The 13,017-nt window shown below is 58.9% G+C and carries 9 protein-coding genes; 3 read left to right on the forward strand and 6 right to left on the reverse strand.

What is annotated here, in order from left to right; genetic code table 11:
• Positions 1 to 224: 224 nt before the first annotated feature.
• Both GH784_RS02080 and GH784_RS02085 read left to right on the forward strand, forming a co-directional pair.
• The gene (locus GH784_RS02080) at positions 225 to 5,729 is read left to right on the forward strand and encodes a glutamate synthase-related protein (RefSeq protein ID WP_065703603.1); all 5,505 of its coding nucleotides are present in this window, start codon (positions 225 to 227) and stop codon (positions 5,727 to 5,729) included.
• Positions 5,726 to 7,492 carry a sulfite reductase subunit alpha gene (locus GH784_RS02085; protein WP_013635257.1) on the forward strand — a complete coding sequence of 589 codons (1,767 nt, stop codon included), beginning with the start codon at positions 5,726 to 5,728 and terminating at the stop codon, positions 7,490 to 7,492. Before GH784_RS02080 ends, GH784_RS02085 begins: the two co-directional genes overlap by 4 nt.
• Before the next feature lie 19 nt (positions 7,493 to 7,511).
• Here GH784_RS02085 and GH784_RS02090 read toward each other — a convergent pair whose 3' ends face one another.
• From GH784_RS02090 to fabA, 5 genes are all read right to left on the reverse strand, one after another.
• On the reverse strand, positions 7,512 to 8,105 hold the full coding sequence (locus GH784_RS02090) for a TadE/TadG family type IV pilus assembly protein (protein WP_003514432.1): 594 nt from the start codon (positions 8,103 to 8,105) through the stop codon (positions 7,512 to 7,514).
• Positions 8,102 to 8,698, reverse strand: coding sequence for a TadE/TadG family type IV pilus assembly protein (locus tag GH784_RS02095; protein ID WP_013635258.1), 597 nt, complete (start codon positions 8,696 to 8,698; stop codon positions 8,102 to 8,104). The genes GH784_RS02090 and GH784_RS02095 overlap by 4 nt, the downstream gene beginning before the upstream one ends.
• A 189-nt stretch (positions 8,699 to 8,887) precedes the next feature.
• Positions 8,888 to 9,694, reverse strand: a complete 807-nt coding sequence (gene fabI, locus GH784_RS02100) for an enoyl-ACP reductase FabI (protein WP_003514436.1) — start codon at positions 9,692 to 9,694, stop codon at positions 8,888 to 8,890.
• Positions 9,695 to 9,699: 5 nt separating this feature from the next.
• Complete coding sequence (gene fabB, locus GH784_RS02105) at positions 9,700 to 10,923, reverse strand: beta-ketoacyl-ACP synthase I (RefSeq protein ID WP_003514438.1); 1,224 nt, start codon at positions 10,921 to 10,923, stop codon at positions 9,700 to 9,702.
• Positions 10,924 to 10,998: 75 nt separating this feature from the next.
• The gene (fabA, locus tag GH784_RS02110; protein WP_003514441.1) at positions 10,999 to 11,514 is read right to left on the reverse strand and encodes a 3-hydroxyacyl-[acyl-carrier-protein] dehydratase FabA; all 516 of its coding nucleotides are present in this window, start codon (positions 11,512 to 11,514) and stop codon (positions 10,999 to 11,001) included.
• Between the two features lie 316 nt (positions 11,515 to 11,830).
• Between fabA and irrA the strand changes: the two genes are divergently transcribed.
• On the forward strand, positions 11,831 to 12,250 hold the full coding sequence (gene irrA, locus GH784_RS02120; protein ID WP_003507276.1) for an iron response transcriptional regulator IrrA: 420 nt from the start codon (positions 11,831 to 11,833) through the stop codon (positions 12,248 to 12,250).
• Between the two features lie 72 nt (positions 12,251 to 12,322).
• On the opposite strand, the gene GH784_RS02125 is transcribed toward irrA, so the two are convergent.
• A complete protein-coding gene (locus GH784_RS02125; RefSeq protein ID WP_003514444.1) occupies positions 12,323 to 12,961 on the reverse strand; it encodes a trimeric intracellular cation channel family protein in 639 nt (212 codons plus the stop codon).
• Positions 12,962 to 13,017: the final 56 nt, after the last annotated feature.

Genomic DNA, 13,017 nt, shown 5'->3' on the forward strand with positions numbered 1-13,017 from the left:
AACGCAATGCGAACGATGACGATCATTATTTGCGAGAAAGCGGCCAATGCCGCCACGCCGTTTGGCGGCCGCAAAACGACCGTTCGCGCCATTAAACGCCGATAAGCAGAAAAGAAGAGGAGCAGCCAGGTCGCCTGCGGCTCCGCCCGCAGAGTGCCGGCTGACGCGCCGGGTTTGGGGAAAAGGGCGATGCCGCGCGGAATGCGCAACGAGAGGAGAGAACCTTGAGCGTGACGGAGCAAAAATTCGGCCTTTACGATGCGGCTTTTGAGAAAAGCAGCTGTGGCGTCGGTTTCATCACCCGCAAGGACGGTGTGCAGACGCATGATGTGCTGAAGCGCGGTCACGAGGCGCTCTGTGCCGTGCCGCATCGCGGCGGCATGTCGGCGGAGGGCGTGGGTGATGGTGCTGGCGTGTCGCTCGATCTTTCACTCTCATTTTTCCGGAAGCTGACGGGCAACGATTCCTTGCAAGCCGGCCGGTTCGGCGTCGGCAATTTTTTCCTGCCGCAGAACCCTGCTTTTCATGACCAGGCGATCGGCATCATCGGCAGTGCTCTGGAGGAACAGGGCTTCTCGATCCTGCTCGTCCGCAATGTACCGGTGAATGACGCAGCCATCCGCGCGGCCGCCATTTCCTATCAATTGCCGATCCGGCAATGGGTCTTTTCTGCCCCAGCAGAATGCGCAACCCTTGCCGAGTTCGACTGGCGTATTCACAAGGCATTGCTCGCTATCGAGGCGCTTGCCTATACTGCGCCGGAACTTGCCGGTTTTTATCCGCTGTCGCTCAGCGCGCGCACGCAGGTTCTGAAAGGGCGTTTGAACTCGCATGAGGTCATGCCCTATTTCTGCGACCTGACCGATCCGCGCCATGAAGTGCATACGATGTATTTCCACACGCGGTTTTCCACCAATACGGATCCGCACCCCTCCATGGCGCAGCCCTTTCGGCTGATGGCGCATAATGGCGAACTCAACACAGACAAGAAGAACCGGCTGTCGGAAGCGGCCGTGGCGCTGGCGAAAAATGCCAGCATCATCCGGCCGAAGGGCCAGTCTGACAGCTGCCGTCTGGACCAGACATTGCAGGCGCGGGTGATGGAAGACGGTCTCGACCTCGTCACCGCCGTCGTCTCGATGATGCCGCCCGCCTGGGAAAACGACGACACGCTCTCGCCCGGCGTCAAGGCGATGCTGGAATATTTCTCGCTCTACGAGGAGAAGAATGACGGCCCGGCTGCGCTGATTTTCGGCGACGGCACCGTCATCGGCGCACGGCTTGATCGCCTCGGCCTGCGCCCGCTGCGGACCGTCGAGACAGACGATTATCTCTGCGTCATGTCGGAGGCGGGGCAGATCGCCTTTCCGGCCGAAAGCGTCATTCGTCGCGGTCGCATCGAGGCCGGCGGCATGCTTTACTACGACCACGCCGAACGGCGCGCCTTTTCCACCGTCGAGGCGCTGGAGCTTCTGGCGGCGCGGCGGGACTACCCGTCGCTATTGTCTGAAGCGCGCGTCATGCTTGCGGATTTGCCGGAGGTGCCAGCCGAAAAGCAGGGATCGCCGCTTCGATACAATGGCGATCTGGAACGGCATCAGCGTTATGTCGCCTATTCGCACAATCAGGAAAGCTTCAAGTTCCTGATGGATCCGATGCTGGCGTCGGGTGCTGAAAAAATCTCGGCCATGGGTTATGGCAATGCCATCAACGCGCTCTCCGATCAGGAAGGCGGGGTCGCCAAATATTTCTCGCAACGCTTTGCGCAGGTCACCAACCCCCCGCTCGACAGCATTCGTGAGGCCGATGGCATGACGCTGCGCGTGGCGCTCGGCGCAAAGCCGAATAGCGGTGCGAAAGCGGCCCGGCAGATTGTCGTGCGCTCCCCGATCCTGACCCATCTCGACATGCTGCGCATTCGCGAGCAGTCGGAGACGCCAGTTCGTCGTTTCGAGATGCTTTATACGCCGATCTTTGATGCTGCGAGTGCCAACGAAGCGGCCTTGCGTCAGGCGATAGATGGCCTCTGCGGTGAGGTTGTGGCTTTCGCGGCCGGGGAGGGCGGTATTGCCGTCGTCACTGACCGGCACGTTTCGGCAGGTCGTGCGGCGTTGCCTATGATCATGGTCGTCTCCGCCATCAACCAGCGGCTGATCGAGGAGGGGCTTCGGCTACGCGTGTCTCTGATCGTTGAAAGTGGGCAATTTTCCTCCTCGCATCACATCGCAGCGGGCCTTGGTTTCGGGGCTTCGGCTGTCTACCCACTCGGCGTGCAGTTCCGTGCCGAGGAGAAATTCGGTGCCGATGCTGACAAGGCCTTCAAGCGTTTTGCCAAGGCGGCTGAAAAGTCGCTGATGAAGACCATGGGCAAGGTCGGGCTGTGCACGGCGGAAAGCTATATTGGAGGCGAGTTCTTCGAACCGAACTTCCTCGACACCAACGATCCTGTGCTGAAGCGTTATTTCCCCAATGTTAAGACGCCGGTCGGTGGCGTTACCTTCGCTGTCATCGCGCAGGCGGTGTCGGACTGGCATCGAAAGGCGCTGTCGGTAAAGGGTGAAAACGACATTCCGCTGCTCGGTCTCTTCAAGGAGCGCGCCGAAGGTGCGGGCCATTCCTATGGCACGACGGCGGTTCGCGGTTTCGTCGATATGACGGAAGAAAAGATCGGTTTCGACAAGGGAACCGACAACGAAGAGGCGCTACGTCTCCTGCCGCTCAACCGGCTGGAGGATGCTTTCGGCCTCAACGATGCGGCCTATTATCACAACAGCTTCGACCGGCTGACGCCCGAAGCAATCGACGCTTTCGAGGTAACGCCGGGTTACCGCGCCTTTGCACGCATGATGGCCGAAGAAAGGGCCCGCCGCCCGGCAGCCCTGCGTGATGTTCTGGAATTGCCGGCTGATGTGACCTTTGCCGGTTCGGCCGAAGAATTCCGCCGCGAGATGGGGCGCTTTTCCAGACGTGGCAACAACAGCTTCATGGTGCGCGGATTGCTCTGCGAAAGTGCGGGCGAAGGCGCGTTCCGGCTGGAATTGACCGGGCCGCACGGTCATGAGCTTGCCAGGCTTGCCGCACTCGGACAGTCGCTGCTTGATCGTTTCGGTGAGGATATTGCGGGCCATTGGCTAGAGGGCGGCGCGCTTCTGGTTCAGGCGAAGGGTGAAGCATTCACCTACCTGTCGCTGATCCGCACCGCACCTGACAGCATTGCGCTCGACGCTGTGCAAAAGGCGAGTGAGATCACCAAGACCCTCGCTTCGGGTGCGATGAGCCATGGCGCGCTGGTCGCAGCCGCCCATGAGGCGGTGGCGCATGGCACCAATATGGTTGGCGGCATGTCGAATTCGGGGGAGGGCGGCGAGCATATTTCCCGTTACGGCACCATCCGCGCCTCGCGCATCAAGCAGTTCGCCTCTGGCCGTTTTGGTGTATGGGCGGGTTATCTTGCCGACCCGATGCTGGAGGAAATAGAGATCAAGATCGGCCAAGGTGCAAAGCCCGGCGAGGGCGGGCAATTGCCGTCTCCCAAGGTAACGGTGGAAATAGCCGCGGCCCGTGGCGGCACCCCAGGCGTCGAGCTGGTTTCGCCGCCGCCGCACCATGATACCTATTCGATCGAGGATCTGGCCCAGCTAATCCACGACGCCAAGGCGGCGCGCGTGCGCGTCATCGTCAAGCTCGTCTCGTCGGAAGGCATCGGCACGATTGCAGTCGGTGTTGCGAAAGCGGGTGCGGATGTCATCAATGTTGCCGGCAATACCGGTGGCACGGGTGCGGCCGCTGTCACCAGCCTCAAATATACCGGCCGCGCGGCGGAAATCGGCATCGCCGAGGTGCATCACGCGCTTTGTGCCACAGGCCTTCGTGCCAAGGTGCTGCTACGCTGCTCCGGCGCGCACCAGACGGCGAGCGACGTGGTGAAATCGGCCCTTCTCGGCGGCGACAGTTTCGAGTTCGGCACCACGGCGCTGATGATGCTGAAATGCGTCATGGCGAAGAACTGCAACATCAAGTGCCCCGCCGGCCTCACCACCAATCAGGAAGCCTTCAACGGCGATCCACGCGCGCTGGCGCAATATCTCATGAACATCGCCCATGAAACCCGCGAGATCTTGGCCGCACTCGGGCTGCGCTCGCTGCACGAAGCTCGGGGCCGTTCCGATCTTCTTCACCTCCTCGATCATCCGGCGAGTGTCGGCCAGCTTGACCTGCGGGCGATGCTTTCGGTGGTGGAGGAAGTGAAGATCGACAGCCCGGTCTATATGGAAAAGGACTTCGCGCTGGACGATGCCTTCATTGAACTCGTGCGCTCGGCTCTGATCGACAGCAAACGGGAAAATATCGAGCTTGGCGGCAACCGCTTCCTCAACAATTGCAACAAGAGTGTTGGCGGCCAGCTCGCCGTCGATATCGAGCGCATGCTGAACCACGAACTTTCCGACGAAGAGGCGGATGCGCTTCCGGCTGTGAAGCGGGATAGCCGTGGTCGCCGTTTTCTGGAGGCGGGTTCGGTGCGCATCGACACATCAGGTTCAGCAGGGCAGTCCTTCGGCGCTTTCTGCAATGACGGCATGGTCATGGTCCATACCGGTACCTGCAATGATGGCGTCGGCAAAAGCGCCTGCGGCGGCACCATTGTAGTGCGCTCCCCCGGTGGCGGTTCGCAAGATGCTGATGGCAATGTGCTGGTCGGCAATTTTGCATTGTTCGGCGCCACCGGCGGTCGCACTTTCGTGGAAGGGCAGGCGGGCGACCGTTTCGCGGTGCGCAATTCGGGTGCGACAGCCGTTGTCGAAGGTGTGGGCGACTTCGCCTGCGAATATATGACCAATGGCGCTGTGCTTAACCTCGGCAGTTTCGGCAAGGGTTTCGGCAACGGCATGAGCGGCGGCTTCGTCTATCAATATGACCCTTACGGCGATCTGCCGAAGAAGGTGAGCCATGATTCCATCCTGCTCGGCTCCATCACCGGCGAGGACGAACAGGCATCTATCCACAATCAGGCCGTTCACCAGCTTTTGACCTGGCATGTCGACGAAACAGGGTCGGCCAAGGCCGCATGGATTCTGGAAAACTGGGAAAGCGAACAGCACAATTTCGTCTACGGCATGCCGCGCGCCCTGCTGCTTTATCAGGACAGCGACGAAATTCTGAAAGCCAAGCCCCGCAAGGAGCTGCTGGAGGAACTGGCGTCCGCGCTTGCCGCCCATCAGGTGCGGAAGTTCAAGCTGGCCTATCGCGACCGCAAGGCCGTGTTGAACGGAACCGTGCCTGGTTATGGTGAGACGGATACGGAAGACATGTATGCGCTCATCAACAACTACACGGTTTTGAGCATGGCGCAGGCCATTGCTCTCCAACGGTTGCCGATGGCATCCGGTCCTTCCGATCCCGCCATCGAAAAAGCCGTGCGCAATCTCGTCCTCACGGAGGACTATGCGCTGATGCAGCGGCTGCTGAAATATGCGCGCGAGGCGCTTTCCGATCATGATGACGAGCAGCTTGCGGTGATGATCGCCGCCAAGCGGCTCGACGATTACAAGCAGGCGCTCGCGCGCCGCAACATCTGGTCGGTGGATAGTCCCGGCACCTATGGCTGGATCATTCAGCAGGACCGCAAAAACATCGAGAAGATCGGTCGTCTGCCGGGCTTTGAGGAGCTTTTCGCGGCGCGTGCCATTCCCGACCTTGCCACCGCATCCAGCCAGAACAGGGCAGCATGATGAAGATACCTTACATTCCTCAAGATGCCCCTTTCAATGGCGACCAGCGCGCCTGGCTATCCGGCTTCCTGGCCGGGCTTCATTCCCGCGCAGCAATGGGTATGGACACATCGGTTGCCGCTGCCGCTCCCAAGGCGGCGGCCAGCGTGCTGAACATTCTCTTCGGCACCCAGACCGGCAATGCCGAGGCGCTGGCGATGGATATAGCCGACGCCGCCCGTGCCCAGGGCATGCAGCCTGTGGTGACGGCCTTGGATGATGTTTCCATGGATAGTCTGGGCGCCATGAAGCGCGTCATTGTCGTCACCTCCACCTACGGCGAAGGTGAAATGCCTGACAATGCCCAGCTTTTCTGGGAGGCCCTTTCCAAGGAGGCCGCACCCCGGCTGGATGAGATGAACTTTGCCGTGCTTGCGCTTGGCGACACCGGTTACGATGGCTTCTGCCAGGCGGGCAAGCTCATCGATACCCGCTTCGAGCAGCTTGGCGGCAAACGCATGAAGACGCGTATCGATTGCGATATCGATTTCGAAGATGTCGCCGCCAACTGGATTGGCGAGACCCTGCCACTCGCGCTCGCCATCGATGGTGGCAATAAGGCGGCGGTTGTGCCGGCGATCGCCGAGGCGCCCGCGCGGGCAAAACAGGGCTGGAGCCGCAAGAACCCCTATGCTGCGCAGGTGAGCGTCAATCGCCTTCTTTCCGGGCCTGCTTCGTCCAAGGAAATTCGCCACTACGAATTTGATCTCGGCGAAAGTGGTCTCGACTATGAGGCGGGGGATGCTCTGGGCGTCGTTCCCCTAAACGACCCGAAACTGGTGGGCGCGCTGCTCGAACGCTTCGGAGTGAGCGCGGATGGTGAAGTCGCCGGACTCGACCGTCCGGTCGGCGATGCGCTTCTCAATATGTTCGAGATATCGACACCGTCGCGTGAGTTGGTCGCGGAGATCGGCAAGCGCGCAGGTCACGATGAACTCAGCCACATCCTTGCGAATGGAGACAGGGAACAGCTTGCCGCCTTTCTCTGGAGCAAGGATATTCTCGACCTGCTTAGTCTCGGTGAAAAACCCGTATTCGACCTTGCTGAATTCGTGACGTTCCTGAAGCCGTTACAGCACCGCGCCTATTCGATCTCTTCCAGCCCTCTGGCCGCGCACAACAGCGTGCATCTGACAGTCGCCAGCGTGCGTTATCGCGCCGAAGGTCGCGAGCGTGGCGGCGTGTGCTCCACCTATCTCGCGGACCGGGTAGAAGCGGGGCAGAGTGCCGGGATTTTCGTCTCTCCGAACAAGGCGTTTCGCGTGCCTCAGGACAATGACGCACCTGTTATCATGGTGGGACCCGGCACGGGTATTGCGCCATTCCGGGCTTTTTTGCAGGAACGGCAGGCGCGGGGCGCAAAGGGCCGGAACTGGCTGTTTTTCGGCGATCAGCACCGGCAGTCGGATTTCGTCTACGAAGACGAACTTGGAAAGATGAGTCGCGATGGCGTGCTGACCCGTCTCGATCTCGCTTTCTCGAGGGATCAGGCCGAAAAGATCTATGTTCAGACCCGTATGCGCCAAAACGGCAAGGCACTCTATCAATGGCTCGAAGAGGGCGGCCATTTCTATGTTTGCGGCGACGCGACCCGCATGGCGAAGGATGTTGACGATGCCCTGCACCAGATCGTTATTGACGAGGCGGGCATCTCTGCGGAAGCGGCAAGCGACTATGTAAACCGGCTGAAGCGTGAAAAACGTTATCTGCGCGATGTTTATTAGAGCAAAGCGCTGAGGCGAATCAGCAATTGGAGCAGGTTATCTCAGCGTCGCGCTGTTTGAAGAAATAATCGCGTGCGATCGTGATCGATCTTACGCCGGACGAAGAAATATCTGGCATGAACATCAACAACTCATGCGGCACGGAAAGCTCGACGTGGATGAGGAAACTGTCCGCTACAAGCAAACGTGTGGGAACGGAGACTGGCGATCCCACCACATAGGGCCTCGCGTTTTTCTCGTTCCAGGACCAGGCGATAGTCGCCTGTTTCTGCTTGTCGATCTTGATGCCGCTGATCTTCAGCTGCAGACCCTTGGTGCTGTAAGGCGCAAAGACGGCAGCCGTTACGTCCTGCATGCTTGTCAGATAAGCCTTGTCGACGGAATTTGTTTTGGAGATCAGGTCGTTGATCGTTGCGGAGGCGCTGCTTGCCCGCTTGTAGGTGTTATAGCCGATGGTGAGTTCGAAGGACGTCAGATAAAGCGCAAGCAATATCGGGAAGACGATTGCAAATTCTACCGCACCCACGCCACGGCGATCCCTTGCGAAGCGTGCAACGAGCGCGATGAAACGAAGTCGGCCGTTCGTGATGGTGGAAACAAGACCTGCCATCATGAGCCCCCACTCGTGGTGTATTTCTCATTCATGAAAGCGTCGGTCGCGACAATGAGGAAATGCGACGGCATCGACCCGTCGGCTGGGCGTATTTTGGTAAGATATGGTCGGATGATATCTGCGACTACACGCCAGCGATAATAGACGCGCAGCATATTGATCGTGTCCGGCCCACCCGGCTTGAAGCCGAATTGCGCCGTGTCGAGATCGTAATATTCGCCGTTAGCTTTCAAGGGTATCGTAGTTGGAATATCCTTGAAGGCGGGGAAGGAGCGAAGGTCTATATAAAGCTTCTGTTCTTTTTTGAACTCATCAGCCGAGCAGGTGATAATCACCGAAACTTCGCTGCAGAAACTCTTGCGAAAATCCTCTTTGGAAATCGAACTGCTGATCTGCCCGGTGCGCAGACGCCTCGCCATTGTGTCGGTAGCATTGACGACCACTTGCTCCGCCATCAAGGCGATGAAAGTTTCGATGATCGCAAAGACGACCAGGAAATAGGGAAGCGCCAGGATCGCGAATTCGATGGCTGCTGTCCCGTCACGCGAGAGCCCGAATTTTTCCAGCAATGGCTTCAATTTGGCCAGTCGCATATGTCGGTGTCGATCTTTAGAATATGCGGCAAGCGCAACCGTTGAATTTGTTGCGGACCATAACCAGCCGGTGTTTAAATTCAGTTACCCCAACGAGTTATACTTTATCAGTTCGCAAAAATGGCACAGGCTATAAACGCAAAAAGCCCGGCATATCGCCGGGCTTTTACTTACTGGAAAAACGATAGCTTATTCCGCATCCGCTTTTGAGAGAACCTCAAGGGTGGGTGTGGAGGTGATATTGTAGCCGCAATCCACATAGTGGCACTCGCCGGTAACGCCGCGCGACATGTTGGACAGCAGATAAAGTGCCGATCCGCCGATATCGTCGATATCCGCTGTCCGCCGCAGCGGTGCGTTTTTCTGGTTCCACGCATAAATTGCGCGCGCATCGGAAATGCCGGCGCCCGCCAGTGTGCGGACCGGTCCGGCCGAGATGGCGTTGACGCGAATATCGCGCGGGCCATAGTCGGCAGCGAGATAACGCACGGACGCTTCGAGAGCTGCCTTGGCAACGCCCATGACGTTGTAGTTGGGGATGACCCGCTGCGAACCGTTATAGGTCAGCGTCAGCATGGATCCGCCATTCGTCATCAGTTCGGCGGCACGCTTGGCGATTTCCGTGAACGAGAAACAGGAGATGACCATAGTGCGGCTGAAATTCTCGCGGGTCGTATCCGCGTAAAGACCCTTCAGCTCGTTCTTGTCGGAAAAGCCGATCGCGTGCACGACGAAATCCAGCGTACCCCATTTTTCTCGGATTGCCGCAAAAAGCGCGTCAACCGAGGCGATATCCTCGACATCGCAAGGCACGATAAAGTCGGATCCGAGCTCGGCGGCGAGCGGCTTTACCCGCTTGCCGAGCGCCTCACCCTGATAGGTGAAGGCGAGCTCTGCGCCCTGCGCCGCAAGAGCCTTGGAGATACCCCAGGCGATAGAGTGATTGTTTGCGACGCCCATGATGAGGCCGCGTTTACCCTGCATGATGCCGTTCATGGCAATTATCCGTTATGACGCTGGAAGACCAGCGTGGCGTTGGTGCCGCCGAAGCCGAAGGAATTGGAAAGGATCGTGTCGATCTTGGCATTGTCGATGCGGCTGCGAACAATCGGGACGCCCGCAAATTCCGGATCGAGTTCGGAAATATGCGCGCTCTCGCCGATGAAGCGTTCCTGCATCATCAACAGGCCGTAGATCGATTCCTGAACGCCTGCAGCGCCCAGCGAGTGGCCGGTGAGGGACTTGGTCGACTGGATATGCGGGATCTTGTCGCCGAAGACTTCCCGGATCGCGCCGATTTCCTTGCTGTCGCCAACCGGCGTCGAGGTGCCGTGGGTGTTGATGTAGTCGATATCGCCCTTGACGGTGGAAAGGGCCTGACGCATGCAGCGGATCGCGCCCTCGCCGGAAGGAGCCACCATGTCGTAACCATCCGAGGTTGCGCCATAACCGACGATCTCGGCGTAAATCTTGGCGCCGCGCGCCTTTGCATGTTCCAGCTCTTCAAGAACCAGTACGCCAGCACCGCCGGCGATCACGAAACCGTCGCGGTTGACGTCATAGGCGCGGGAAGCGAGGTTTGGCGTCTCATTATATTTGGACGACATCGCGCCCATGGCGTCGAAGAGGTTGGACATGGACCAATCGAGGTCTTCATGGCCGCCAGCAAACATCACGTCCTGCTTGCCCCACTGGATCATCTCGGCGGCGTTGCCGATGCAATGCGCCGATGTGGAGCAGGCCGAAGAGATCGAATAGTTGACGCCGTGGATCTTGAACCAGGTCGCAAGTGTGGCCGATGCGGTCGAGGACATGGCCTTCGGCACGGCAAACGGGCCAATACGCTTCGGGCTGTTGTTCTTCAGCGTGATATCGGCGGCTTCGACGATGGTGCGGGTGGAAGGACCGCCCGAACCCATGATGATGCCGGTGCGCTCGTTGCCGCTGATGTCGCTTTCCTCGAGGCCGGAATCGGCAATCGCCTGCTTCATGGCAACGTGGTTCCATGCGCCGCCCTGCGAAAGGAATCGCATGGCGCGACGGTCGACCAGCTCGGTCGGATCGAGAGACGGCTTGCCCCATACCTGGCACTTGAAACCGTGTTCAGCAAAATCCGGTGAAAATGAAATGCCGGATTTGGCGTCGCGCAGTGATGCGGTGACTTCGGCGGCATCACCACCGATGGAAGAAACAATGCCGAGGCCGGTGACAACAACTCGTCTCATGAAATGGACCTTTTCTTAAGATTTCGGCTGGACGACCGAAGCCGCCCGGCGTTTGCCAGGACTATTCCGTCCGCTTCAGGCGGTCTTTTCCTTCGACAGCCCCACACGAAGGTCCGTCGCTTGATAAATGGTTTCGCCGTCTGCCTTCAGCCATCCGTCTGCGGTACCCAGGACGAGACGTCCGCGCATCACACGCTTGAAGTCTATGCCGTACTGGAGGAGCTTCGTCTCCGGGCGAACCATGCCCTTAAACTTGACTTCGCCGGTGGAGAGCGCCATGCCGCGGCCTTCTTCGCCCAGCCAGCCGAGGAAGAAGCCGGTCAGCTGCCACATGCCGTCAAGGCCGAGGCAACCCGGCATGATAGGGTTGCCCTGGAAATGGCAGGGGAAATACCAGTCGTCTGGGCTGACATCGTATTCAGCGCGGATGAAACCCTTGTCGAACGCGCCGCCGGTTTCGGAAATTTCGGTGATGCGGTGAACCATGAGCATGGGAGGCAACGGAAGCTGGGCATTTCCCGGACCGAACAATTCGCCGCGTCCGCAGGAAAGGATCTCCTCGTAATTGTAACTTGATTGCCTCGTTGCCATACCGCTTTCACTTCCTCAATCACTGGTGTTTATCGACTTCACTAGAGCAAGTTAGGTTCAAAATGAAGCGCTGCAAGGGCAGAGGCCATTATGCCCCCATTCTTTGTCTTCGAACCTTCTTTAGAGAAGTCATTACCTCAATATGCCGTCCGCATACAGGAACCATCCGGCAGGAACCAGAGGAAATTTGCAAGAATGGCCGGTTTGCAGCCATTTGCGACACTCGGCGACGCTGAAACTATTGAAAGCATTCACCGCAAAAGATATATGCTATTGCAATTGATGGGTTTCACCCCTGTGTTTGGAATGGGATTGCATGGCATTTGACGCCACATTGGATATCGGGACGAGGCTGCGGCGCTCGGGGCTGCGCCCCACGCGCCAACGCGTTGCTTTGGGCGATCTTCTTTTTGCAAAGGGTGATCGCCACCTGACGGTCGAGGAGCTGCATGACGAGGCGGTGACCGCCGGCGTGCCCGTTTCTCTCGCGACGGTATACAACACGCTGCATCAGTTTACCGAAGCCGGCCTGATCCGCGTTCTGGCCGTCGAAGGTGCGCGCACCTATTTCGACACCAACGTGTCCGATCACCATCACTTCTTCGTGGAAGGAGAGAACGAGGTTCTCGACATCCCCGTCAACAATCTCCAGATCGACAATCTGCCAGAGGCGCCCGAAGGCATGGAAATCGCCCATGTGGACGTGGTCATTCGCCTGCGTCGCAAGCGCGGTTGAAGCTTCGGCTTGATAAACAAAAAAACATGGCGCCTGTGGGCGCCATTTTTGTTTCAGGCAGCCTTCGCCGCCTCACTTCAATATATCTTCAGGCCGTCTGCCGGGCTTGCCCTTATAGGGCGGAAAGGTCCATCCGAAGATCAACGCTCCGGACCGGACACCGAAAGCCGTCAATACGCCGATGCCCGACGCGACATAAAGCGGCGCGCCGAGGAAATAAGCGCCGGTGAAGATGGAGGCCCCCAAAAGCGCGCAAGTGATGTAGATTTCCGGGCGCAGCAGCACGGAGGGTTCTCCCGCGAGAACATCGCGCAATACGCCGCCGAACGTCGCTGTCAAAACGCCTGTCACGATCGCCACGGTTGCGGAGCCGCTTGCAGCCAGACCCTTGGCGGCTCCCATGACGCAATAGGCTGAGAGGCCGACGGCATCGAGCCAGATGAGCACCCGATACCGGGATTCGAACAGGTAGGCGGTGAAGAAAAGCAGGACCGCAACCGATACGCAGACCAGAATATAGGTCGGGTTCAACACCCAGAAGACGGGCGCCCTGCCCAGCACGAGATCGCGTACCGTGCCGCCGCCGATCCCGGTCGCGGCGGCGAAAAACAGGAAGCCGATCAGGTCGAGCTGCTTGCGTGAGGCGGCCAATGCGCCGGTTGCGGCAAACACGGCAACGCCGGCATAATCGAGAAAACCCAGCAGTGTCATGGAAAAGGTCCCCCCGGAAATTTGGATGCGTTTGCGTCAGTGTCGCGCAAGCACGG

The organism is Agrobacterium tumefaciens (assembly GCF_009649785.1).
Taxonomy (GTDB): domain Bacteria; phylum Pseudomonadota; class Alphaproteobacteria; order Rhizobiales; family Rhizobiaceae; genus Agrobacterium; species Agrobacterium tumefaciens.